Annotated in this window: 19 protein-coding genes and 1 pseudogene; 16 read left to right on the forward strand and 4 right to left on the reverse strand. The window is 64.1% G+C overall.

The window, feature by feature from the left end; all coding sequences use genetic code 11:
- The 3 genes and pseudogenes from tnpA to HDG33_RS04760 form a co-directional block, all read right to left on the reverse strand.
- On the reverse strand, positions 1 to 319 hold a 319-nt coding region (gene tnpA / locus HDG33_RS04750), incomplete at its 3' end, for an IS66-like element accessory protein TnpA (protein WP_409258968.1).
- 46 nt (positions 320 to 365) lie between these two features.
- Positions 366 to 607: pseudogene (locus HDG33_RS04755) on the reverse strand (transposase); the annotation flags it as partial.
- A gap of 102 nt (positions 608 to 709) precedes the next feature.
- On the reverse strand, positions 710 to 1,906 hold the full coding sequence (locus HDG33_RS04760; RefSeq protein WP_184022853.1) for a M20 aminoacylase family protein: 1,197 nt from the start codon (positions 1,904 to 1,906) through the stop codon (positions 710 to 712).
- Positions 1,907 to 2,093: 187 nt separating this feature from the next.
- On the opposite strand from HDG33_RS04760, the gene HDG33_RS04765 reads away from it, so the two are divergent.
- Both HDG33_RS04765 and HDG33_RS04770 read left to right on the forward strand, forming a co-directional pair.
- A complete protein-coding gene (locus HDG33_RS04765; protein WP_184022854.1) occupies positions 2,094 to 4,172 on the forward strand; it encodes a molybdopterin-dependent oxidoreductase in 2,079 nt (692 codons plus the stop codon).
- 147 nt (positions 4,173 to 4,319) lie between these two features.
- On the forward strand, positions 4,320 to 5,993 hold the full coding sequence (locus HDG33_RS04770; protein ID WP_184022855.1) for a long-chain fatty acid--CoA ligase: 1,674 nt from the start codon (positions 4,320 to 4,322) through the stop codon (positions 5,991 to 5,993).
- Between the two features lie 126 nt (positions 5,994 to 6,119).
- On the opposite strand, the gene HDG33_RS04775 is transcribed toward HDG33_RS04770, so the two are convergent.
- Positions 6,120 to 7,316: a porin gene (locus HDG33_RS04775; protein ID WP_184022856.1), complete on the reverse strand. Its 1,197-nt coding sequence runs from the start codon at positions 7,314 to 7,316 to the stop codon at positions 6,120 to 6,122.
- A gap of 304 nt (positions 7,317 to 7,620) precedes the next feature.
- Between HDG33_RS04775 and coq7 the strand changes: the two genes are divergently transcribed.
- The 14 genes from coq7 to HDG33_RS04845 all read left to right on the forward strand — a co-directional run bounded on the left by coq7 (position 7,621) and on the right by HDG33_RS04845 (position 23,543).
- Positions 7,621 to 8,259, forward strand: coding sequence for a 2-polyprenyl-3-methyl-6-methoxy-1,4-benzoquinone monooxygenase (gene coq7 / locus HDG33_RS04780; RefSeq protein ID WP_184023305.1), 639 nt, complete (start codon positions 7,621 to 7,623; stop codon positions 8,257 to 8,259).
- Positions 8,260 to 8,715: 456 nt separating this feature from the next.
- Complete coding sequence (gene mraZ / locus HDG33_RS04785; protein ID WP_013090620.1) at positions 8,716 to 9,144, forward strand: division/cell wall cluster transcriptional repressor MraZ; 429 nt, start codon at positions 8,716 to 8,718, stop codon at positions 9,142 to 9,144.
- 15 nt (positions 9,145 to 9,159) lie between these two features.
- Positions 9,160 to 10,113, forward strand: coding sequence for a 16S rRNA (cytosine(1402)-N(4))-methyltransferase RsmH (gene rsmH / locus HDG33_RS04790; RefSeq protein WP_184022857.1), 954 nt, complete (start codon positions 9,160 to 9,162; stop codon positions 10,111 to 10,113).
- Complete coding sequence (gene ftsL / locus HDG33_RS04795) at positions 10,110 to 10,460, forward strand: cell division protein FtsL (RefSeq protein ID WP_090801975.1); 351 nt, start codon at positions 10,110 to 10,112, stop codon at positions 10,458 to 10,460. Before rsmH ends, ftsL begins: the two co-directional genes overlap by 4 nt.
- The gene (locus tag HDG33_RS04800) at positions 10,457 to 12,322 is read left to right on the forward strand and encodes a penicillin-binding protein 2 (protein WP_184022858.1); all 1,866 of its coding nucleotides are present in this window, start codon (positions 10,457 to 10,459) and stop codon (positions 12,320 to 12,322) included. The genes ftsL and HDG33_RS04800 overlap by 4 nt, the downstream gene beginning before the upstream one ends.
- Positions 12,319 to 13,881 carry a UDP-N-acetylmuramoyl-L-alanyl-D-glutamate--2,6-diaminopimelate ligase gene (locus tag HDG33_RS04805; protein WP_184022859.1) on the forward strand — a complete coding sequence of 521 codons (1,563 nt, stop codon included), beginning with the start codon at positions 12,319 to 12,321 and terminating at the stop codon, positions 13,879 to 13,881. Before HDG33_RS04800 ends, HDG33_RS04805 begins: the two co-directional genes overlap by 4 nt.
- A complete protein-coding gene (gene murF / locus HDG33_RS04810; RefSeq protein ID WP_184022860.1) occupies positions 13,878 to 15,290 on the forward strand; it encodes a UDP-N-acetylmuramoyl-tripeptide--D-alanyl-D-alanine ligase in 1,413 nt (470 codons plus the stop codon). The genes HDG33_RS04805 and murF overlap by 4 nt, the downstream gene beginning before the upstream one ends.
- Positions 15,291 to 15,307: 17 nt before the next feature.
- Positions 15,308 to 16,477, forward strand: a complete 1,170-nt coding sequence (gene mraY / locus HDG33_RS04815) for a phospho-N-acetylmuramoyl-pentapeptide-transferase (RefSeq protein ID WP_184022861.1) — start codon at positions 15,308 to 15,310, stop codon at positions 16,475 to 16,477.
- A 25-nt stretch (positions 16,478 to 16,502) separates the two neighbouring features.
- The gene (gene murD, locus HDG33_RS04820) at positions 16,503 to 18,041 is read left to right on the forward strand and encodes a UDP-N-acetylmuramoyl-L-alanine--D-glutamate ligase (protein ID WP_184022862.1); all 1,539 of its coding nucleotides are present in this window, start codon (positions 16,503 to 16,505) and stop codon (positions 18,039 to 18,041) included.
- Entirely contained in the window at positions 18,038 to 19,303 is a 1,266-nt protein-coding gene (gene ftsW / locus HDG33_RS04825) for a putative lipid II flippase FtsW (protein ID WP_184022863.1), read from the forward strand. The genes murD and ftsW overlap by 4 nt, the downstream gene beginning before the upstream one ends.
- A complete protein-coding gene (murG, locus tag HDG33_RS04830) occupies positions 19,300 to 20,424 on the forward strand; it encodes an undecaprenyldiphospho-muramoylpentapeptide beta-N-acetylglucosaminyltransferase (RefSeq protein ID WP_184022864.1) in 1,125 nt (374 codons plus the stop codon). The genes ftsW and murG overlap by 4 nt, the downstream gene beginning before the upstream one ends.
- Positions 20,421 to 21,824, forward strand: a complete 1,404-nt coding sequence (murC, locus tag HDG33_RS04835) for a UDP-N-acetylmuramate--L-alanine ligase (protein WP_184022865.1) — start codon at positions 20,421 to 20,423, stop codon at positions 21,822 to 21,824. The genes murG and murC overlap by 4 nt, the downstream gene beginning before the upstream one ends.
- A 1-nt stretch (position 21,825) precedes the next feature.
- Complete coding sequence (locus HDG33_RS04840) at positions 21,826 to 22,767, forward strand: D-alanine--D-alanine ligase (RefSeq protein WP_184022866.1); 942 nt, start codon at positions 21,826 to 21,828, stop codon at positions 22,765 to 22,767.
- Between the two features lie 23 nt (positions 22,768 to 22,790).
- Complete coding sequence (locus tag HDG33_RS04845) at positions 22,791 to 23,543, forward strand: cell division protein FtsQ/DivIB (protein ID WP_184022867.1); 753 nt, start codon at positions 22,791 to 22,793, stop codon at positions 23,541 to 23,543.
- Positions 23,544 to 23,560: the final 17 nt, after the last annotated feature.

Consider the following 23,560-nt stretch of genomic DNA (forward strand, 5'->3'; position numbering starts at 1 on the left):
TCCGGTTGCAGACGTCCCTTGCATCTGGGGGCATCGCCACGCGCTGCGGCGGCGTCTCATGAACCACCGCCACTGGAATCAGGCACGTCGTTTCCCCCTGCAATTGCTCGCGATAGCGACGCCGCCAGGTAAACAGCATGTTTGCATTGATGCCATTGTCCCGCGCCAGCTTCGCGACCGACGCACCAGGCTCACATGCCGCGGCCGCAAGCCGGCGTCGAAACTCGCGATCATAATTCGGGCGTCCCTTGCGGCTACCCGGCTTGGCTTCCGACTCTGTCACAGTGATGTCCATCAAATCGAAAATGATGGGCACCACTTTGATGTCGGTTCTCGCCGCCGTCTACGACGGTCGTCGTGAGGTGCTTACCGAGCAGTCGCTGGAGTTCCCTGATTTGCTTCAGCGCATCGCTCAGCTCCGACGCTGGTACGACTTCCTCCCCGGCACTGACAGCCGACAGGCTGCCATCCCGATACAGCTTGCGCCAGTGAAACGACTGGTTCGGATTCACGCCGTGCTGGCGTGCAACCATCGAGACCGACTTGCCCGGCTCGAAACTCTCTCTCACCACCGCCGCCGGCGTTCCGGTCCCATCAACACTTCCATCACTTCTTGTTTGTTGCTAGTCAAAAACACAGTCATATGCCTACCCGCTATTTTAAGTGGGAAACTGTGTCCGGTGATTCAGGGGGCCGCTCCATCAACTCTCTACTTCCCTTGCGCCAGAAACTTCTGCGCCAGTCGGACCCAATACGTCGATCCCACCGGCAACAACTCGTCGTTAAAGTCATAACTCGCGTTGTGCAGCATACAAGGGCCCGCGCCGTGGCCCGCCTCGCGGTGGCCGCCATCGCCGTTGCCCAAAAACGCATAGCAACCCGGTTTCGCCAGCAGCATGAACGAAAAATCTTCGGCACCCATGGTCGGTTCAACCGCGTCATCGACATTTTCCGCGCCAACGATCTCTTTCATGACCGACGCCGCAAAACGCGCTTCCTCGCTGCTGTTGATCGTCGGGGGATAGTTCCGGTGGAATTGGATCTGAACGGAGCAATCGTATGCTTCGGCTGTACTGTGCGCGATCTTGCGCATGCGTGACTCGATCAGGTCGAGCGTTTCTGTAGTGAAGGTCCGAACGGTCCCCGCGATCCATGCGTCGTCCGGTACTACATTGACCGCATCGCCCGCATGTATCTGCGTTATCGACAATACCGCAGTATCCAGCGGCTTTTTGTTTCGCGTGATGATGCTTTGCAGCCCGTTGGCAATTTGCACCGCCGCAAAGACCGGATCACGGCCATTGTGCGGTAGCGCTGCATGCGAGCCGACGCCCTTGATTTCGATGCGAAATTCATTGCTCGACGCCATGATCGGGCCTTCGGTCACGCCGAAGTGGCCCGCCGGCATGCCCGGCCAGTTGTGAATGCCAAACACGGCGTCCACGGGGAATTTGTTGAACAAGCCGTCGTCCATCATAGCCTTCGCGCCGGCGCCGCCTTCTTCAGCCGGCTGGAAAATGAACACGATCGTGCCGTCGAAAGCACCATGTTTGGCCAGGTAGTGCGCGGCACCGAGCAGCATCGCCGTATGTCCGTCGTGCCCGCACGCATGCATCTTGCCGTCGTTCGTCGACCGATGATCGAAGCTGTTGAGCTCCTGGATCGGCAGCGCGTCCATGTCGGCTCGCAGGCCAATCGCGCGCGAGCCGTTACCTCGTTTCAATACGCCGACCACGCCCGTCTTGCCGAAACCACGGTGGGTCTCGATGCCCCAGGACTCGAGCGAACGCGCGACGAGATCAGCAGTCGCCGTCTCTTCGTAGCGCAACTCCGGGTGGGCATGGATGGTTCGTCGAAGGGTCTGGATTTCGCCGCGAGCGGCTTGAATTTCGGGGATGAGTTTCATGATGGAGTGATTATGCGTTTGTGCTTGACGAGCATGAGATCGCCGCGGACCACGTCGGCCCGGGCACTGCGGATAATTCATTCTACGCCGAAGGCATTTTTGGTGGCGCCACGGAGGTCGGCGGCCTATAGACGTAATAAAATTCCACTTTGCGCGACCGCTTACTGCTCGCCAGGACACATTGCCGATGAACGCCCCGACCGAATTCGCGCGCGCCGTGTGCCCGCACGATTGCCCCGACACCTGCGCGATGCGCGTGACCATCGACAATGGACGGGCGATCAAGGTCGCCGGCGATCCCGACCATCCGCCGACTCAGGGCGTGCTGTGCACAAAGGTCAGTCGTTACGCGGAGCGTGTATACCATCCGAACCGATTGACGACGCCCATGAAGCGTGTCGGCCGCAAGGGCGAGGGCCGTTTCGAGCCAATCAACTGGGACGAAGCGTTCGACCTTGCCGCAAGCCGCCTCGGCGAGATTGTCCGTCGCGCGTCGGAAGCGATTCTGCCTTACAGCTACGCGGGCACGATGGGCCTGGTGCAGGGCGATAGCATCGCGCAACGCTTTTTCCACAAGCTCGGCGCATCGCAGCTGGATCGCGCGATTTGCGCGGCGGCCGGCGCTGCCGGCCTCAAATACACGTACGGCGCCGGCATCGGTATGCACACCGAGTTTTTCGCCGAGAGCGAGGTGATCCTGATCTGGGGAGCGAATCCGATCGCATCGAATCTGCATTTCTGGACGCGCGCGCAGGAAGCCAAACGTCGCGGCGCCCGGCTGATCGCAATCGATCCGTATCGCTCGCTGACCGCGGAGAAATGCCATCAACACATCGCGCTGAAGCCAGGCACAGACGGCGCTCTCGCGCTCGGCATCATGAACGTCCTGATTACCGAGAATCTGCTCGACTACGAGTACATCGCGGCGCACACGCTGGGCTTCGCCGACTTGAAGGTGCGTGCGCTCAGCTATCCATTGTCTCGGGTTAGTGAAATCTGTAGCGTCGAAGAAGAGGAAATCGCCGATCTTGCGCGACTTTACGCCAGCACGAAGAAAGCCGCGATCCGCTTGAATTACGGTCTGCAGCGGGTGCGTGGCGGGGGCAATGCGGTGCGCGCAATCGCGTGTCTGCCGTCGCTGACCGGCGCATGGCGCGAGCGCGCGGGCGGGGCGCTGTTGTCGGCGAGCGGTTGGGCACCGGTCGACTCGCACGCGTTGCAGCGTCCCGACCTGATGCCGGGTTGGCCGTCGAAGCCGAGCCGCGTGATCAATATGAATGCGATCGGCGACGCGTTGCTGCATCCGGGCGACGCGACGTTCGGCCCCAAGGTCGAGGCGATCGTGGTCTACAACTCGAATCCGGTCGCGGTCGCACCGGACTCCGAACGTGTCGCGGCGGGTTTTGCGCGCGAGGATCTGTTCACGATCGTGCTCGAGCATTTCCAGACCGACACCGCGGATTACGCCGACCTGCTGTTGCCTGCCACGACGCAGCTCGAGCATCTCGACGTGCACAAGTCGTACGGTCACACGCACGTGATGGTCAACCTGCCCGCCATCGCGCCGTTCGGCGACGCACGGCCGAATACCGATATCTTCCGCAGCCTCGCGCGCCGCATGGGCATGACGGAGCCGGCGCTCTTCGACAGCGACGAAGCCGTCGCGCAAGCCGCATTTCGCTGGGACGACAAGACGCTGGACGGTGTCGACTGGCCGATGCTGAAGCAAGCCGGCTGGGCCCGTCTCAATCTGCCTGACGCGCCATTTGCCGACGGTGGTTTTCGCACGCCATCCGGCAAGTGCGAGTTCTACAGCGAGCGCCTTGCGCAACAGGGCCTCGACCCGCTGCCGGACTACCTGCCACCCTACGAATCGGCCGACGGCGCGCCCGAACTGGCGGCCCGCTATCCGCTCGCGATGATTTCACCGCCCGCGCGCAACTTCCTGAACAGCACCTTCGTGAACATCGAGAGTCTGCGCGCGACGGAAGGCGAGCCGCATCTGGACATCCACCCTGCCGACGCGCACGCGCGCGGCATCGGCGACGGCGATCAGGTGCGCATCTTCAACGACCGCGGCTTGATGCAAGCGCGTGCCCGCGTGACCGACCGGGCGCGCGAAGGCCTGGTCGTCGGGTTGTCGATCTGGTGGAAGAAGCTCGCGCCGGACGGCCGCAACGCGAACCAGTTGACGAGCCAGGCACTCACCGATCTCGGCGGTTCGGCGACGTTTTACGACTGTCTCGTCGAAGTCGAGCGGGCCTGAAAGCCGCGCCGCACATTGAAGCTGGCGCCCAGCCTCGCAAGTTCGAGGCTGCCGTCTAACCTCATCGCTTTGCCCATTGGCCGCAATATGCCCATGCTACGATGCGTTTTTAGCACGACCATTCGAAAATAATTCAGGAGACGCTGCATGGAGAAAATCTGGCTGAAATCTTATCCGCCCGGCGTTCCAGCAGAGATCGACCCGACACGCTATTCGTCGGTGACCGAGTTGCTCGAGGAAGCCTTTCGCGAACACCGCGCAAAGCCGGCGTTCGTGTGCATGGGCAAGCAGATCAGCTACGGTGAACTCGACGAGCTTTCGCGCAATCTTGCAGCGTGGCTGCAGTCGAAAGGGCTCACGCGCGGCTCGCGTGTCGCGATCATGATGCCGAACGTGCTGCAGTATCCAGTCGCGCTCGCCGCGATTCTGCGCGCGGGCTATGTGGTCGTGAACGTGAATCCGCTGTACACGCCGCGCGAACTCGAGCACCAACTGAAGGACAGCGGCACTGAGGCGATCATCCTGCTCGAGAATTTCGCGGGGACCTTGCAGGCAATCGTGCGCAATACGCCGGTCAAGCATGTGGTCGTCGCGGCGATGGGCGACCTGATGGGCATCAAAGGCCCGCTCGTGAACTTCGTCGTGCGCAAGGTCAAGAAGATGGTGCCGGCGTGGAGCCTGGCTGGGCACGTCAAGTTCAACGACACGGTCTCGGAGGGTGCACGTCTGACGTTCAAGCCGGTCCGGCAGGGGCCCGACGATATCGCGTTCCTGCAATACACGGGCGGCACCACCGGCGTGGCCAAGGGCGCGACGCTGCTGCACCGGAACCTGATCGCGAACGTGCTGCAGTCGGAGGTCTGGCTCAATCCGGTGCGCGCGAACCGCACGGATATCGATCAGTTCATTACGGTCGTCGCGTTGCCGCTGTATCACGTGTTCGCGCTGACCGTGTGCGGGCTGCTGACGATCCGCACCGGCGGTCTCGGCGTGCTGATTCCGAATCCGCGCGATATCCCCGGCATGATCAAGTCGCTCGAGGGGTATGCGATCACGACGATTCCCGCGGTCAACACGCTCTACAACGCGATGTTGAACAGCCCCGACTTCCACAAGCTCGACTTCTCGAAGCTGCTGACCGCGAACGGCGGCGGCATGGCGGTGCAGGAGGCGGTCGCGAAGCGCTGGTTCGAGCTGACGCGCACGCCGATCGTCGAGGGCTACGGGCTGTCGGAAACGTCGCCGTGCGTGACCTGCAATCCCGTCACCGCCACCGAATACAACGGCACGATCGGCCTGCCACTGCCGTCGACCGAAGTCTCGATCCGCGACGACGAAGGCAACGAAGTGCCGCCCGGCCAGTCCGGCGAGATCTGCATCCGCGGCCCGCAGCTGATGGCGGGCTACTGGAACAGGCCCGACGAAACCGCCAAGGTGATGACGGCGGACGGCTTCTTTAAATCAGGCGACGTCGGCATCATGGGCGCGGACGGCTTTGTGAAGATCGTCGATCGCAAGAAGGACATGATTCTGGTGTCCGGCTTCAACGTGTATCCGAATGAAGTCGAGGACGTCGTCGCAAAGCTGCCGGGTGTGTTCGAAGTCGCGGCGGTGGGTGTACCGGATCAGCATTCCGGCGAGGCAGTGAAGCTGTTCGTCGTGAAAAAGGATCCGTCGCTGACCGACGAACAGATCTTCGCATACTGCAAAACGCAACTGACCGGCTACAAGCGGCCGAAGGTCGTCGAATTCCGCGCCGAGTTGCCGAAGAGCAATGTCGGCAAGATCCTGCGCCGCGAGTTGCGCGACGGCAGGGCTTAAGCGAGCGAAGAACAAAAACCCGGCGCACGAAAATGCGCCGGGCTTTTTGTTGCCCGTACAAAATCCGCGCATAAAAAAAGGCGCCCGAAGGCGCCTTTGAGACAAACTGCGTTTTTTTACGACTTATTAGAACTTGTGACGGATACCGATACGAGCCGTGAACTGGTTGTTGCTCGACGAACCGGTCAGGCCGTTGATGCCTGCCGTTGCTGCGACCACCTGACCCGTTGCGTTGACCGTGTCGCCCAAAGCGTGCTGGTACACGCCGACCAGGTACACGTCGGTACGCTTGGACAGGAAGTAGTCCACGCCCAGCGCGCCTTGGTGGTACTGAGCACGCGAGTTGCCTTCGATCTGCGTGCCGCGCGTGTAGTCATACGCCGCGCCGACCAGCAGTGCCGGGGTCAACTGATACTTGAAGTTGATTTCGCCGTTGTTGAACGTTGCCTTCTGGCCAGCGAACGGCGACGCGAACGTCTTGCCGAGGTTGCCGAACTGGATGTTCGAATACGTCAGGCCGATGGTTGCCGCGCCGAACGTGTACGCACCGCCCGCGCCGATGACCTGGTACGTGTTGGCCGATGCGAAGCCTGCGTAGATCGGGGTCGTGACTGCGAAGTTAGCTGCAGTAGTACCCGTGGCCGGCGTATTCGTTGCGATCGTGCCGCCGTTGTTGAACAGACCGCCCGAAGCTGCCGGCGTGCGCGCGTTCAAATAACCCAAGCCCAATTGCAGCGGACCGTTGTTATAGCCAGCACCCAACGACCAGATCTGGTTATGCGTGAAGTCACCGGCGACGCCGCCGAAGCTATACGTGCCGCCGAACTTCAGGCCGTTGTAGTCTTTGCTGGTGAACTTGACCGTGTTGTTGGTGCGATACGCGTTGTTGAAGTTGTCGATATCGCCCGGGTGAGCGGCGATGTAGCCGCCCCACTGATCACCCGATTCGAACGGACCCACGTAGTCGACGACGGAGTCGTACTGACGACCCAGCGTGACCGTGCCGAACTGGCTCGACAGACCGACGTAAGCCTGACGACCGAACATCAGGCCGCCTTGACCGAGCTTGCCGTTGGTCACGTCAAAGCCGTTTTCCAACACGAACAGGGCCTTCAGACCGCCGCCCAGATCTTCAGTGCCACGCAGGCCGAAACGCGAGCCTTGCAGGACGCCGCTGGACATGTTGTACAGATGCTTACCGCCCGAGTTGGTGTTCATGTTGATACCAACGTCAACGATGCCGTACAGGGTCACGCTGCTCTGCGCATGAGCGACGCCTGCGAATGCGCCCAGTGCTGCGAGAGCGAGAAGCGACTTTTTCATCGAATGATCTCCAAGGAATACGAATCTTTTGTACAAGGCGAAATATTTAGTTAGTGCTGAGGGCCTTGCTGTCCAACTTCGCGAGAAGTTGCCACGTAATGTAACAAAAGGCATACATGGAACAAAGAAAAAGGAGTCGCTCCGGAAGGCCGCTGTTTCGTTTACGCAACATGGTCTAGAATCGCAAATTAACCGCCCATTTCATGCGGATTGGTGCCTGTCGGGCCACGGCTTTCGCGTCGCGAGGCCTTGTCGCACGGACCTTCCGGAACGATGCGGCGGTTATCGAATCAGGGAGCGCTTTATGTTGCTGGACGAGTTGATTGGCGAGTTTGATCGGGGTTTACGCTCACTGACGGGGGTCTCGCGGATGAGCCGTCCGCTGCCGCTTCCGCAGGCTTCCGCGGCGACGGCCGAAGCTCCCGAACTCTCGTCCGCGGAGCGCGCGCATGCGGCGGGTTTGATGCGTGTGAACCACGTCGGCGAAGTGTGCGCGCAGGCGCTTTACCAGGCGCAGAAACTCGCCACCGACTCACCTTCATTGCGCGCCATGTTCGATCACGCCGCGTCGGAAGAAGAGGATCATCTGGCGTGGACCGCCAAACGCCTCCAGGCGCTCGACTCGCGTCCGAGTCTGCTCAATCCGCTGTGGTACACCGGCGCGCTCGCGATCGGTCTCGCCGCGGGGCGTCTCGGCGATCGCGTGAGTCTTGGCTTCATGGCCGAAACGGAGCGCCAGGTCGAGCAGCATCTCGACAGTCATCTCGATCAGCTCCCCGCCGCGGACCATGAATCGCGCGCGATCGTCGAGCAGATGCGCGTCGATGAAGCGCAGCACGGCAAGGCCGCGATGGACGCGGGCGGCATCGAGTTGCCGTTTCCTGTACGCGCGTTGATGCGTGCGATGTCGAAGGTGATGACGCGCACCGCCTATTACATATGAGCGTTTCACCCGCTTCGCTTCGCTAACCGGCGCACCGCACGTATCGCCTCAGCCATCGCTGAACGCATTTCCGCAAGCGAGACGGCGCCGCGCGCCCCGTTCGTCGTCGATCCGGGCGACGCCGCCTCTTCCCTTTCAGAATCCCTTGACGATCTCTTTCAATTCGCGCTGTTTCCTCGCACTTTTCACGTATCACCTTCACAAGTTGCACTAGCCCTTTCATTTATAACGGTTTTCTGTTTTATGCTGGACGTGAAGGAGTCGCGCTAAGTCCTTGTTCTAGCAAACAAAATCCGCTCGAAAAGCGCGCCGCTCCCTTGACCCGTGTTTAGCGTTCCTCTAAAGTGGGAGACAGTGTGAGAAAGTGTATTTTTGTGTGTTCTCGGCACCACTTTCGGGTAGATTTTCACGGACCGGGCGGGCGGCGCAAACAGCGCCGCAATAGGGGAGAGCGAAGTGTTCCAAGGGGCGTCGGCGCTGACGCTCGATGCGAAAGGGCGGATGTCGATTCCCTCTCGTTATCGGGATGCGCTGCAAACACAGGCAGAGGGCCGGGTGACGATCACCAAGCACCCGGACGGCTGCCTGTTGCTCTTTCCGCGCCCCGAATGGGAAATCTTCCGTGACAAGGTCGACAAGCTGCCCATGAACGCCGCCTGGTGGAAACGCATTTTTCTCGGCAATGCAATGGATGTGGATATGGACGGCGCAGGCCGTGTGCTCGTGTCGCCGGAGTTGCGAGCGGCTGGCTCGCTGGAGAAAGAAGTGACCTTGCTCGGCATGGGCCGCCATTTCGAGCTGTGGGATGCACAGATCTACGCCGCGAAGGAACAGGCGGCGATCGCCGAGGGCATGCCCGACGCGTTGAAAGATTTCACGTTCTGATCGCGGCTTATTTATATGGCACCTGCGATGGGAAACGAATTGCAGCATCGCACGGTGCTGCTGAACGAAGCGGTCGATGCGCTGGTCACGCGCGCCGACGGCACGTATGTGGACGGCACGTTCGGCCGTGGCGGCCATAGCCGCCTCGTGCTGGAACGGCTCGGTGAAGCAGGGCGGCTGATCGCGTTCGATAAAGATCCGCTCGCGATCGCGACGGCGCAGAAGATCGCCGATCCGCGCTTTGCCATCGTCCACGAGAGTTTTGCTTCACTGCGCGCCGCGATGGCGGAGCGCGGGGTAGGGCGTGTGTCGGGGGTGTTGCTGGATCTGGGCGTGTCGTCGCCGCAAGTCGACGATCCGGAGCGGGGCTTCAGCTTCCGCGCCGACGGCCCGCTCGACATGCGGATGGACCCGACGCGCGGCGAGTCCGCCGCTGACTGGCTCGCGCGGGCCACGGTGCAGGAATTGACGGAGGTGATACGAGATTATGGGGAAGAACGGTTTGCTTTTCAGATTGCAAAGGCGCTTGTTGCTCGCCGGGCAGAGTCCGACCGTCTTGGGCCTCTCGTCAGCACGGGCGAGCTTGCCCAAATCGTGGCTAACGTCGTCAAAACCCGTGAGAAGGGCAAGGACCCGGCAACCCGCACCTTTCAGGCTATACGGATTCACGTCAATCAAGAGCTTGCGGAGCTGCAAGTCGTTCTAGAAGCAGCGTTGTCGTTGTTGGAGCAAGGGGGGCGGCTGGTGGTCATCAGCTTTCATTCGCTCGAGGACCGGATCGTCAAGCGATTCATGCAGGCGCACGCGAGCACGCCGGCGGTGGATCGCCGTCTGCCGATCCGCGCGGTCGACCTGCCGAGCCCTCCGCTCAAGATCATCGGCCGCGTATTCGCGAGCGACGCTGAAGTCGCCGGCAACCCGCGCGCCCGTTCTGCCGTGATGCGCGTGGCGGAGCGGATCGCGCCATGAACCGCCTCAATATTTTCCTGCTGATCATCGTGATGGGCTGTGCCTTGTCGGTCGTCAACGCGACCAATCAGCAGCGTCAGATCTTTATCCAGCTGCAGCGCGCGCAGTCGCAGGAGCGTCAGCTGCAGCAGGACTATTCGCAGCTTCAATATCAGCAGAGCGCGCTGTCCAAAACGTCGCGCATCGAGCAGCTCGCCACTGCCTCGCTGAAGATGCAATCGGTCACCACGGGCCGCACCCAGTACCTGACGCTCGCCCCGGGTGCCGCGACGGCGATCGACGCACCCATTCCGACTTCCGCGCCGGCCTCGGCGCCGGTCGCGACCCGTCGCGGAGCCACGCGATGAAAAAATCGTCGGCCCACAAGAGCGTTGCGTTTTCGGCCAATCCGATTCTGTCGGTGCGCCTGCCGATGTGGCGCTCGAAGCTCGTCGTGTTCCTGCTGTTCATGGCGTTCGTCGCGCTCGCCGCGCGCGCGTTCTGGATTCAGGGGCCGGGCAACGCGTTCTATCTGAAGCAGGGCGAGATCCGCTATCAGCGCCGCATCGACATGCCGGCCACGCGCGGCAAGATTCTCGACCGCAACGGCCTCGTGCTCGCCACGAGTCTGCCGGTGCGTGCAATCTGGGCGATTCCCGAATCGGTGCCCGACGACCTCGGCGCCGACAAGCTCGACGCGCTCGGCAAACTGCTCGGCATGACCACTAAGGAATTGCGCTCGAAGCTGTCGGAAGACAAGACCTTCGTCTACGTGAAGCGCCAGGTGCCGGTCGACGTCGCAGAAAAAGTCGCGGCGCTCGACATCCCCGGCATTTACTCGCGCGACGAGTACAAGCGCTTCTATCCGGAAGGCGAGATCACCGCTCACCTGATCGGCTTCACGAACGTCGAGGACGAGGGCCAGGAAGGCGTCGAGCTCGGCGACCAGAAGCTCCTCGCGGGCATGTCGGGCAGCCGTCGCGTGATCAAGGACCGGATGGGCCACATCATCGAGGATGTCGACGAACAGGTCGTGCCGCACAACGGCAAGGACGTCGATCTGTCGATCGACAGCAAGATCCAGTACATCGCCTATACGAACCTGAAAGCGGCCGTCGAGAAATTCAAGGCGAAGGCCGGCGCGGCGATGGTGATCGACGTGCGCACCGGCGAAGTGCTCGCGCTCGTCAATTACCCGACCTACAACCCGAACGACCGCTCGCACCTGACCGGCGACCAGCTGCGCAACCGCATCCTCACCGACACGTTCGAGCCGGGTTCGATCATGAAGCCGTTCACGGTGTCGCTCGCGCTCGATCTGCACCGGGTGACGCCGACTACACTGGTAGATACGGGCAACGGGCACTTCGTACTCGACGGCGCGCCGATTACCGACGACAGCGGCTTCGGCGTGCTGACGGTCGGCGGCGTGATCCAGAAGTCGAGCAACATCGGCGCGACCAAAATCGCGATGCAGTTGCGGCCCGAAGAGATGTGGAACATGTACACCAGCATCGGTCTCGGCCAGGCACCGAAGGTCGGCTTTCCGGGCGCGGCGGCGGGCCGTCTGCGTCCGTGGAAGAGCTGGCGCCGCATCGAGCAGGCGACGATGTCGTACGGCTATGGCCTGTCGGTGTCGCTGTTCCAGCTCGGCCGCGCGTACACCGCGATCGCGCACGACGGCGAAATCATGCCGGTGACGATTTTCCACACGCCGGGCGACCCGCCGGCCACCGGTCCGCAGATCTTCTCGCCGACCACCGCGCGTGAAGTGCGCGCGATGCTCGAAACCGTGGTGTCGCCGCAAGGCACATCGCCGGATGCGGCGGTGCCCGGCTATCGCGTCGGCGGCAAGAGCGGTACCGCGTACAAGCACGGTCCGCACGGCTACGACCACTCCAAATATCGCGCCTCGTTCGTCGGCATGGCGCCGATGCCGAATCCGCGCATCGTCGTTGCGGTGTCGGTCGACGAGCCGACGGCCGGTAGCCACTTCGGCGGCCAGGTGTCGGGCCCGGTGTTTTCGGGCATCGCCGGGGATACGCTGCGCGCGCTGAACGTGCCGCCCGACATGCCCGTCAAGCAGATGGTCGTGTCCGACGATTCGGCGCCGCCCGCGCCCGGCGCGCCGGCCACGCCGCCCGTGGTGAAGAAGCTGTCGACGAGCCCCGGCGTGAAGAAGATGACCATTTCCGCCACCCCGAAAAATCATCCAGGAGTCGAGCGATGAGCGCGCTGCGCGAGCAACATCCAGCGCACCGGCAGATCGCCGACGCCCTCGCCTGGCTGCACGCACACGTGCAGCCAGGCGCGCATCTGCACGCCGACACGCGCTCGCTCGCGGCCGGCGACGCGTTCTTCGCATACGCGGTCGATGGCGCGGACAACCGCCCGTTCATCGACGCCGCGATCGAGCGCGGCGCGGCCGCCGTGCTCGTGCAATCCGAAGGCTTCGGCGGCACGCTCGATGCGTCCGTCGCGCACGCGGTGCCGGCGTTGAACGAACTCGCCGGCACGATCGCGAGCGCGTGGTATCGCGATCCGAGCGACGCGATGCTCGCGGTCGGCATCACCGGCACGAACGGCAAGACCTCGTGCAGCCAGTGGGTCGCCGCGGCGCTGTCCGCGCGCGGCATGCGCTGCGCGATCGTCGGCACGCTCGGCACAGGGCTCGTCGGCCAACTCGTGCACACCGGCTTCACGACGCCCGACGCACCGCAATTGCAACGCAGCCTCGCGCAATTGCGCGACGCGGGCGCGCAGGCGGTGGCGATGGAAGTGTCGTCGCATGCGCTGCACCAGGGGCGCGTGAACGGCACCGCTTTCGACATCGCGGTGTTCACGAACCTGACGCAGGACCATCTCGACTATCACGGCACGTTCGAGGCCTATGAAGCCGCCAAGGCGCGTCTGTTCGCCTGGCCCGAGCTGCGCGCGGCCGTGATCAATCGCGACGATGCCGCCGGCCGGCGTTTGCTCGCGAGCACGCGTAGTCACGCGCGCACGATCGCGTATGGCATCGAGGGCGAGCATGGCGACGCCAACGCTGACGGCACACCGCAAGCCGACGCGTGGCTCACTGCATCGAACGTGCGTGCCACCGCGACCGGCACCGCGTTTCATCTGAGCACCTCGGACTGGGGCAACGCCGAAGTCGAAGTGCAAACGCTCGGCCTCTTCAACGTCGCCAATCTGCTCGCGGTGCTCGGCGTGCTGCTCGCCGCCGACGTGCCGTTCGACGCGGCGCTCGCCGAACTCGCGAAGCTCGAACCGGTGAACGGCCGCATGCAGCGTCTGGGCGGCCGTCTGCAGAACGACGAACCGCTCGTCGTGATCGACTACGCGCACACACCCGATGCGCTCGAAAAGACGCTCGAAGCACTACGGCCGATCGCGACGGCGCGCGGCGGCGAACTCGTCTGCATGTTCGGCTGCGGCGGCGACCGCGATGCGACCAAGCGTCCGCTGATGGGCGCGATCGCCGAGCGGCTGGCGGACGACGTCGTCGTGACGAGCGACAACCCGCGCAGCGAAGATCCGCTCGCGATCATCGAGCAAATTGCCGCGGGCATGCAGGAAGCGTCGCAGGCGCGCCGCATCGAGGACCGCGCGAGCGCGATCCTGCAGGCGATCCGCGGCGCCGCGCGCGAAGACGTGATCGTGCTGGCCGGCAAGGGGCACGAAGCCACACAGGAAATCATGGGCAAGAAACGCGCTTTCTCCGATCAGGACCACGCCCGCCTCGCGCTCGCCGCGCGCGCCACACAAACACGCGGAGGTGGCGAATGAACATGTTCTCGCTACGTGCAGCCGCCGCGCAGATCCCCGGCGCGAGCGTCACCGGCGACGACAGCGTGCGCTTCGAGCGCGTGTCGACCGACAGCCGCAGCGCTGGCCCCGGCGATCTGTTCATCGCGATCAAGGGCGACCGTTTCGACGCGCACGACTTCCTGCCGCAAGTGGCCGAGCGCAACGTCGCGGCGGTGCTCGTCGCGCGCACGCCGGATAGCTGGAGCGTGCCCGCGATCCGCGTCGCCGATACGCGCGAAGCGCTCGGCGCGCTCGCGCGCGGCTGGCGTCGTCAGTTCGACCTGCCGCTCGTCGCGGTCACGGGCAGCAACGGCAAGACCACGGTCAAGGAAATGATCGCCTCGATCTTCGCGGCCGCGGTCGGCGCGGATGCGCGTCTCGCGACCGCGGGCAATTTCAACAACGACATCGGCCTTCCGCTCACCCTGTTCCGTCTGCATGCCGCGCATCGGCTCGCCGTGGTCGAACTCGGCATGAACCATCCGGGCGAAACTGAACTGCTCGCGAAGCTCGCCGAGCCGACGGTTGCCGTCGTCAACAACGCGCAGCGCGAGCACCAGGAATTCATGGCGAGCGTCGAGGCGGTCGCGCTCGAACACGCGAGCGTGATTCACGCGCTGTCGCCGGAAGGCACGGCGGTATTCCCCGCCGACGACGCATACGCGAGCATCTGGCGCGTCGCCGCGACCGGCAGTCGCATCATCGATTTCGCGTTGAACAGCGCGGAGCGCACGACCGAAGCCGCGGTGAAGGGCAGGTTCGACGGCAAGCGTTTGAGTATCGACACGCCGCAAGGCCATCTCGACGTCACGCTGCAGGTGCTCGGCAATCACAACGCACACAACGCGCTCGCGGCGGCCTCGGCGGCGTTGGCAGCGGGCGTGTCGCTCGACGCGATCCAGCGCGGCCTCGAATCGTTCGGCGCGGTGAAGGGTCGTCTGCAGGTCAAGCAGGCCGTGCTCGGCACGCTCGCGGGCGCAACCGTGATCGACGACACCTACAACGCGAATCCCGATTCGATGCGCGCCGCGATCGACGTGCTCGCGTCACGTGAATCGCCGCGTGTGCTCGTGATGGGCGACATGGGCGAAGTCGGCGACAACGGCCCGGCGTTTCACCGCGAAATCGGCGCGTATGCGAAAGAGCGCGGTATCGACGCGCTGTATGCGATGGGCGACGCCTCGCGCGACGCCTGCACCGCATACGGCGCGGGTGCGCACCACGTCGCCGATGTCGGCGCACTGGTCGCGCAACTGCAGCAGGCCGGCTTTGGCGCTGCCGCAACGCTTCTCGTGAAAGGCTCGCGCTTCATGCAGATGGAGCGCGTGGTGGACGCCGTTACGAGTCCACAACCCAACGCCGCGGGCACGACGCCCGCTGCACATTGAAATAGAAGGATCCAGGCATGCTACTGGCGCTGGCGCAATGGCTGCAGAATGACGCAAGCTTCTTGCGCGTGTTCAGTTATCTGACGTTTCGCGCGGTGATGGCGACGATCACCGCGTTGTTGATCGGGCTCGTCTGCGGCCCGGCGGTCATTCGCAAGCTGACCGCGATGAAGGTCGGCCAGGCCGTTCGCAAGGACGGTCCGCAAACTCACCTCGTCAAATCGGGCACGCCGACGATGGGCGGCGTGCTGATCCTGCTCGGCATTGCCGTGGCCACGCTGCTGTGGGCCGATCTGACCAACCGCTTCATCTGGATCGTGATGCTCGTCACGTTCGGCTTCGGCGTGATCGGCTGGGTCGACGATTACCGCAAGGTCGTCTACAAGGACCCGCGCGGCATGTCATCGCGCGAGAAGTATTTCTGGCAATCGGTGATCGGCCTGTTCGCGGCGGTTTATCTCGCGTTCAGCGTGTCCGAGGCGAGCAACGTGCGCGTGTTCGACCTGTTCATGGCGTGGGTGCGCAGCGGTCTGTCGATGGGCCTGCCCGCGCGCGCCGACCTGCTGCTGCCGTTCTTCAAGTCGATCACTTATCCGCTCGGCGTGTGGGGCTTCATCGTGCTCACGTACCTCGTGATCGTCGGCGCGAGCAACGCGGTGAATCTGACCGACGGCCTCGACGGCCTCGTGATCATGCCGGTCGTGCTGGTCGGCGCGTCGCTCGGTGTGTTCGCGTACGTGATGGGCAGCTCGGTCTACTCGAAATACCTGCTGTTCCCGCACATCCCCGGCGCGGGCGAATTGCTGATCTTCTGTTCGGCGATGGGCGGCGCGGGTCTTGCGTTTCTTTGGTTCAACACGCACCCGGCGCAGATGTTCATGGGCGACGTCGGCGCGCTCGCGCTCGGCGGTGCGCTCGGCACGGTCGCGGTGATCGTGCGTCAGGAAATCGTGCTGTTCATCATGGGCGGCATTTTCGTCGCGGAAACGCTGTCGGTGATGCTGCAGGTCACGTGGTTCAAATACACGAAGCGCCGTTACGGCGAAGGGCGGCGGTTCTTCAAGATGGCACCGCTGCATCACCATTTCGAATTGTCGGGCTGGAAGGAAACGCAGGTGGTCGTGCGTTTCTGGATCATCACGTTGATGTTGTGCCTGTTCGGTTTGTCCACGCTCAAATTGCGTTAAGCAGCAGTATTTAAGGAAGCAGGCGATGTTCGGCGAGAAGTTTCGGGATCGGCAAAAGCCGATGGTGCTCGTGCTGGGACTGGGTGAATCCGGTCTCGCGATGGCGCGCTGGTGCGCCAGGCACGGCTGTCGGCTGCGCGTGGCCGATACGCGCGAAGTGCCGCCGAATCTGTCCGCGCTCGAAGCGCATGGCGTCGATGCCGATTTCGTCGGCGGTCCGTTTTCGCCGGTGCTGCTCGAAGGCGTCGAGCTGGTCGCGATCAGCCCGGGACTGTCGCCGCTGGCCGCCGATCTGCTGCCGCTGATCACGGCGGCGCGCGAGCAGGGCATCCCGGTGTGGGGCGAACTCGAACTGTTCTCGCAGGCGCTGCGCGCGCTCGGCGAGTCCGGCTACGCGCCGAAGGTGATCGCGATTACCGGCACGAACGGCAAGACCACGACGACGAGTCTCGCCGGCCTGCTGTGCGAACGCGCGGGCAAGAAGGTCGCGGTGGCGGGCAACATCAGCCCGTCGCTGCTCGACAAGCTCTCCGAAGCGATCGACCAGACTGCGCTGCCCGACGTGTGGGTGCTCGAACTGTCGAGCTTCCAGCTGGAGACCTCGCATACGTTTGCGCCGGACGCGGCCGCCGTGCTCAACATCACGCAGGATCATCTGGACTGGCACGGCGGACTTGATGCGTACGCAGCCGCGAAGGGCCGCATCTTCGGTACACGGACGGTGCGCGTGCTGAACCGCGACGACGCACGCGTAATGGCGCTCGCGCCTGCCAGCGGCGACGCGGAGGTCGTCACGTTCGGCGTGACCGAGCCGAAGAACGACGGTGACTATGGCCTCCTGCGCGACAACGGCATGGTGTGGCTCGTCGAAGCGCAAGATCGCGACGCGAGCGACGAGTCCCCCAAGGGGACTTCCTTCGGGGCGCCGACGCCGAAGCGCCGTCGCAAGAACGAAGCAGCCGCAACGCCCGACATCGCGTTGAAGCGTCTGATGCCCGCCGACGCACTGCGCATCCGTGGCCTGCACAACGCCGCCAACGCGTTGGCCGCGTACGCGCTCGCACGCGCGATCGGCCTGCCCGGCGCGCCGCTTTTGCACGGCCTGCGCGAATATCGCGGCGAGCCGCATCGCGTGGAACTGATCGCGTCGATCGACGGTATCGACTATGTGGACGACAGCAAGGGCACCAACGTCGGCGCGACGGTCGCCGCGCTCGACGGTCTCGCGCAGCGCGTCGTGCTGATCGCCGGCGGCGACGGCAAGGGTCAGGAGTTCGAGCCGCTCGCCGCACCGGTGATGCGCTGGTGCCGCGCGGTGATGCTGATCGGCCGCGATGCGCCACAGATTCGCGCGGCGCTCGAACATTGCGGCGTCGCGATGACCGATCACGCGACTCTTGAAGACGCGACGCGCGCGGCCACCGCGCTCGCGCAGCCCGGCGACGCGGTGCTGCTGTCGCCCGCGTGCGCGAGCTTCGACATGTTCAAGGGTTACGCACACCGCGCGGCGGTATTTCGCAGCACGGTCGAAGATATCGCGGCCGAACGGGGGACGATGATATGAGCTGGTCGGAACGTTTCGGCTCGCGCGAACCCTCCGGCGGCAACGGCGCCGCGGCGCGCACGTCCACCCGCACGGGCGGCAGCGGTCTCGCGAGCGCGGTCAACGGCGTGCGGCCGCTGCGCTCGCGCATGCTCGACTACGACCACTCGCTGCTGTGGGTCGTCGTCGCGCTGCTCGGGCTCGGCGTCGTGATGGTGTACTCGGCGTCGATCGCGATGCCCGATTCGCCGAAGTACGCGTCGTATCGCGATTGGGCGTTCCTCGTGCGCCAGATCATCTTCGTGCTGATGGGCGCGGCGGTCGGCGTCGCGTCGTTCCGCATTCCGATTTCGACGTGGGACAAGTACGCACCGAAGCTCTTCCTGATCTCGCTCGTCGCGCTCGTGATCGTGCTGATCCCGCACGTCGGCAAGGGCGTGAACGGCGCGCGCCGCTGGATTCCGCTCGGCATCACGAACATGCAGCCGTCGGAAATCATGAAGCTCGCGGTGACGATCTACGCGGCGAACTACACGGTGCGCAAGCAGGAATACATGCACAGCTTCGCCAAGGGCTTTCTGCCGATGGCCGTCGCGGTCGGTCTCGTCGGCATGCTGCTGCTGCTCGAGCCGGACATGGGCGCGTTCATGGTGATCGCGGCGATCGCGATGGGCGTGCTGTTCCTCGGCGGTGTGAACGGCAAGCTGTTCGGCGGCCTCGTCGCGACCGCGGTGGGCACGTTCACGTTGCTGGTGTGGGCGTCGCCGTGGCGTCGTGAGCGGATCTTCGCCTACCTCGACCCGTGGGACGATCGCTACGCGCAGGGCAAGGCGTATCAGCTGACGCACTCGCTGATCGCGTTCGGGCGCGGCGAGTGGTTCGGCGTCGGTCTCGGCGGCAGCGTCGAGAAGCTCAACTATCTGCCGGAAGCGCATACCGACTTCATTCTCGCGGTGATCGGCGAGGAGCTGGGTTTCGTCGGCGTGCTCGTCGTGATCCTGATGTTCTACTGGATCGTGCGCCGCTCGTTCGAGATCGGCCGCCAGGCGCTCGCGCTCGATCGCACGTTCGCGGGTCTGGTCGCGAAGGGCGTCGGCATATGGTTCGGCGCGCAGACCTTCATCAACATGGGCGTGAACCTCGGCCTACTGCCGACCAAGGGCCTGACGTCGCCGCTCGTCAGTTACGGCGGCTCGGGCATTTTGTTGAACTGCGTGGCGATCGCGGTGCTGATGCGGGTCGACTATGAGAACCGGGTGTTGATGCGCGGGGGCAAGGTATGACGGCTCTGCCACAACGCACGCTGATGGTGATGGCCGGCGGCACCGGGGGACATGTGTTCCCGGGGCTCGCGGTCGCACATCTGATGCAGGCGTGGGGCTGGAAAGTCGTGTGGCTCGGCAACCCCGCGGGCATGGAAGCGACGCTGGTACCGAAGCACGGCATTCCAATGGAGTACCTGCGCTTCGGCGGCGTGCGCGGCAAGGGCCTGAAGACCAAGCTGATGCTGCCGGTGAACCTGCTGCGCGCATGCACGCAGAGTTTGAGCGTGCTGCGTCGCGTGAAGCCCGACGTCGTGCTCGGCATGGGCGGCTACATCACGTTCCCGGCCGGTCTGATGACCGCGCTGAGCGGTCGGCCGCTCGTGCTGCACGAACAGAATTCGATCGCGGGTCTCGCGAACAAGGTGCTCGCGAAGCTCGCGAAGCGCGTGCTGGTCGCATTTCCAAATGCGCTGCCGCACAGCGAATGGACCGGTAATCCGATTCGCGAGGAACTTGCGCGGGCGAATCCACCCAAAGCACGCTACGCGCAGCGTAATGGTCCGCTGAACATGCTCGTCGTGGGCGGCAGTCTCGGCGCCGCGGCGTTGAACGAAGTCGTGCCGCGCGCGCTCGCGCTGCTTGGCTCCAACGAGAGACCGCGCATCGTGCATCAGGCGGGCGCGAAGCATATCGACGCTCTGCGCGAGAACTACGCGGCGGCTGGTTTGCAGGCTGGTGCGGATGTCTCGCTCGTGCCGTTCATCGACGACATGACGAGCGCTTACGAAGCAGCCGATCTGGTGATCTGCCGCTCGGGCGCGATGACCGTGTCGGAGATCTCGGCGGTCGGCGTCGCGGCGCTGTTCGTGCCGTTCCCGTACGCGGTCGACGATCACCAGACCACTAATGCAGCGTTCCTCGCCGACAACGGCGCGGCGCTGGTCGTGCAACAACGCGATCTGTCGGCGGAAAAGCTCGCCGACTGGTTGCGCAGCCAGACGCGGGAAAGTCTCGCGGAAATGGCGGAGCGTTCGCGCTCGCTCGCGAAACCGGATGCCACCGAACAGGTCGCGCAGATCTGCGCGACGGTGGCGGCTGCGGGTTCGATGGCGGGCGTGAGCCCAGAAGGAAAGCAATGAAACACATCGTCAAACACATTCATTTCGTCGGCATCGGCGGCGTGGGCATGAGCGGCATCGCCGAAGTGCTCGTCAATCTTGGCTATCAGGTGAGCGGCTCGGACCTGTCGGGCAACGCGGTCACCGAGCGCCTCGCCGGGCTCGGTGCGCGCATTTCGATCGGGCACGCGGCGCAGAACATCGAAGGCGCGAACGCGGTGGTGGTTTCGACCGCGGTGCGCAGCGACAACCCGGAAGTGCTGGCCGCGCGTCATCGCCGCATTCCGATCGTGCCGCGCGCGGTGATGCTCGCGGAGTTGATGCGTCTGAAGCAGGGCATCGCGATTGCCGGCACGCACGGCAAGACCACGACCACGTCGCTGGTCGCGAGCGTGCTCGCCGCGGGCGGGCTCGATCCGACCTTCGTGATCGGCGGCCGGCTGATCAGCGCGGGCGCGAATGCGCGCCTCGGCACCGGCGACTTCATCGTCGCCGAGGCGGACGAATCGGACGCGTCGTTCCTGAACCTGTTCCCGGTGATCGAGGTCATCACGAACATCGATGCCGATCATATGGACACCTATGGCCACGACTTCGCGCGTCTGAAGCAGGCCTTCATCGAATTCACGCACCGTTTGCCGTTCTACGGCATCGCGGTGCTGTGCGTCGACGATCCGAACGTGAAGGAGATCCTGCCGTTCGTGTCGAAGCCGATCATCCGCTACGGTTTCGCGGCCGATGCGCAGGTGCGCGCGGTCAACGTCGAAGCTCGCGAAGGCCGCATGCATTTCACCGTGATGCGCGAAGACGCGGCGCCGCTCGACGTGACGTTGAACCTGCCGGGCGAGCACAACGTGCAGAACGCGTTGGCCGCAATTGCAATTGCGACTGAACTTGAAGTGAAAGATGCCGATATCCAGCGAGCGCTCGCGGATTTCAACGGCGTCGGCCGACGCTTCCAACGCTATGGCGAAGTGCCGGTTCTCAGCGACGGCCAGGCCGCGGGCTCCTACACGCTGGTGGACGACTACGGTCACCACCCGGTCGAAATGGCCGCCACGTTGGCGGCGGCGCGCGGCGCATTTCCGGGCCGGCGTCTGGTGCTGGCGTTCCAGCCGCACCGCTTCACGCGCACGCGTGATTGCTTCGAGGATTTCGTGAAAGTGCTGTCGACCGTCGACGCGCTCGTGCTGACCGAAGTCTATGCGGCCGGCGAAGCGCCGATCGTCGCCGCCGACGGCCGCGCATTGGCGCGCGCGCTGCGCGTCGCGGGCAAGGTCGAGCCGGTGTTTGTCGATACGGTGGATGAAGTGCCGGACGCGCTGTCCACGGTGGTGCGCGACGGCGATGTGGTGATTACGATGGGCGCGGGTTCGATCGGCGGTGTGCCGGTTCGACTCGCTCAGGAACAGAAGGTGTGAGATGAGCAGTATCGACCCTAAACAATTCGGCAAGGTGGCAGTGCTGCTCGGTGGTAATTCCGCCGAGCGCGAGGTGTCGCTCAATTCCGGGCGCCTGGTGTTGCAAGGCCTGCGTGACGCGGGCGTCGACGCGCATCCGTTCGATCCGGCCGAGCGTCCGCTGTCCGCGTTGAAGGATGAAGGCTTCGTGCGCGCGTTCAACGCGCTGCATGGCGGCTACGGCGAGAACGGCCAGATCCAGGGCGCGCTGGATTTCTATGGCATCCGTTACACCGGTAGCGGCGTGCTCGGCTCGGCGCTCGGTCTCGACAAGTTCCGCACCAAGCTCGTGTGGCAGCAGCTCGGCATTCCGACTCCGCCGTTCGAAGCGGTGCTGCGCGGTGACGACTACGAAGCGCGCGCCAGGGAGATCGTCGCGAAGCTCGGTCTGCCGCTGTTCGTGAAGCCGGCGAGCGAAGGTTCGAGTGTCGCCGTGATCAAGGTGAAGAGCGCGGACGCGCTGCCGGCCGCGTTGATCGAAGCCGTGAAGCACGACCGTATCGTCGTGGTCGAGAAGAGCATCGAAGGCGGCGGCGAATACACCGCGTGCATCGCCGGCAATCTGGACCTGCCGGTGATCCGCATCGTGCCGGCTGGCGAGTTCTACGACTACCACGCGAAGTACGTCGCCAACGACACGCAGTATCTGATTCCGTGCGGTCTCGGCGCCGAAGAGGAAGCGCGCCTGAAGGTGCTCGCGCGCCGCGCGTTCGATGTGCTCGGCTGCACCGACTGGGGCCGCGCGGACTTCATGCTCGACGGCGAAGGCAAGCCGTACTTCCTCGAAGTGAATACGGCGCCCGGCATGACCGATCACTCGCTGCCGCCGAAAGCGGCGCGCGCGGTCGGCATCAGCTATCAGGAACTGGTGGTCGGCGTGTTGGCGCTGACGCTGCAGGATTAACCAAGGCAACCGCAAGCGACACCATGTGGAACAACGTTCGCCAGCTCAATCTCGCCACCAACGCGCTGCACGCGTTGCTGGTGCTCGTGCTGCTGGCGGCGGGCGCTTACTGGCTGATCCAGCGCCCGAATTTCGCGCTGCGCGAGATCCAGATCGACGGCGATACCGAGCACATCAATTCGCCGACGGTACGCGCCGGCGTGGTGGGGCGACTGAAGGGCAACTACTTCACGGTCGATCTCGACGTCGCGCGGCAGGCGTTCGAGCAGATGCCGTGGGTGCGTCACGCGAGCGTACGGCGCGTGTGGCCGAATGCACTGGCTGTCACGCTCGAGGAGTACAAGCCGCTTGGGACGTGGGGCAGCGATCAGCTGGTGAGCGTCGACGGCGAGCTGTTCACCGCGAACCAGGGCGAGCTCGACGGAGACCTGCCGGCGTTCGACGGCCCGGACGGTACGGCGAAGGAAGTCGTCGCGCGTTATCACGACTTCCAGAAGTGGTTTGCGGCGATCCACGAGACGCCCGAGGAAGTGACGCTGTCGCCGCGCTACGCGTGGACGGTGAAGCTGTCGAACGGCACGCAGGTGGAGTTGGGCCGCGAACGCAATCAGGACACGCTGGCCGATCGCAGCAAGCGCCTGACCGCGGCATGGAGCGCGGTGACGCAACGTTGGGGAAAGGATATCGAGAATGCGGACTTGCGCTATCCGAACGGTTTCGCGATTCGTGCCACTGGCATGCGCTTCATCAGCGAACCCGACAAGGGCAAGAAGTAAACGGACATCACACGCAC

It is taken from the genome of Paraburkholderia sp. Cpub6 (genome assembly GCF_014201065.1).
Classification (GTDB): Bacteria; Pseudomonadota; Gammaproteobacteria; order Burkholderiales; family Burkholderiaceae; genus Paraburkholderia; species Paraburkholderia tuberum.

Bases quoted from the DNA above. Each gene is read 5' to 3' on its own strand.
- HDG33_RS04760 (WP_184022853.1), bottom strand. From the start codon at position 1,906: ATGAAACTCATCCCCGAAATTCAAGCCGCTCGCGGCGAAATCCAGACC.
- HDG33_RS04765 (WP_184022854.1), top strand. From the start codon at position 2,094: ATGAACGCCCCGACCGAATTCGCGCGCGCCGTGTGCCCGCACGATTGC.
- HDG33_RS04770 (WP_184022855.1), top strand. From the start codon at position 4,320: ATGGAGAAAATCTGGCTGAAATCTTATCCGCCCGGCGTTCCAGCAGAG.
- HDG33_RS04775 (WP_184022856.1), bottom strand. From the start codon at position 7,316: ATGAAAAAGTCGCTTCTCGCTCTCGCAGCACTGGGCGCATTCGCAGGC.
- coq7 (WP_184023305.1), top strand. From the start codon at position 7,621: ATGTTGCTGGACGAGTTGATTGGCGAGTTTGATCGGGGTTTACGCTCA.
- rsmH (WP_184022857.1), top strand. From the start codon at position 9,160: ATGGCACCTGCGATGGGAAACGAATTGCAGCATCGCACGGTGCTGCTG.
- ftsL (WP_090801975.1), top strand. From the start codon at position 10,110: ATGAACCGCCTCAATATTTTCCTGCTGATCATCGTGATGGGCTGTGCC.
- HDG33_RS04800 (WP_184022858.1), top strand. From the start codon at position 10,457: ATGAAAAAATCGTCGGCCCACAAGAGCGTTGCGTTTTCGGCCAATCCG.
- HDG33_RS04805 (WP_184022859.1), top strand. From the start codon at position 12,319: ATGAGCGCGCTGCGCGAGCAACATCCAGCGCACCGGCAGATCGCCGAC.
- murF (WP_184022860.1), top strand. From the start codon at position 13,878: ATGAACATGTTCTCGCTACGTGCAGCCGCCGCGCAGATCCCCGGCGCG.
- mraY (WP_184022861.1), top strand. From the start codon at position 15,308: ATGCTACTGGCGCTGGCGCAATGGCTGCAGAATGACGCAAGCTTCTTG.
- murD (WP_184022862.1), top strand. From the start codon at position 16,503: ATGTTCGGCGAGAAGTTTCGGGATCGGCAAAAGCCGATGGTGCTCGTG.
- ftsW (WP_184022863.1), top strand. From the start codon at position 18,038: ATGAGCTGGTCGGAACGTTTCGGCTCGCGCGAACCCTCCGGCGGCAAC.
- murG (WP_184022864.1), top strand. From the start codon at position 19,300: ATGACGGCTCTGCCACAACGCACGCTGATGGTGATGGCCGGCGGCACC.
- murC (WP_184022865.1), top strand. From the start codon at position 20,421: ATGAAACACATCGTCAAACACATTCATTTCGTCGGCATCGGCGGCGTG.
- HDG33_RS04840 (WP_184022866.1), top strand. From the start codon at position 21,826: ATGAGCAGTATCGACCCTAAACAATTCGGCAAGGTGGCAGTGCTGCTC.
- HDG33_RS04845 (WP_184022867.1), top strand. From the start codon at position 22,791: ATGTGGAACAACGTTCGCCAGCTCAATCTCGCCACCAACGCGCTGCAC.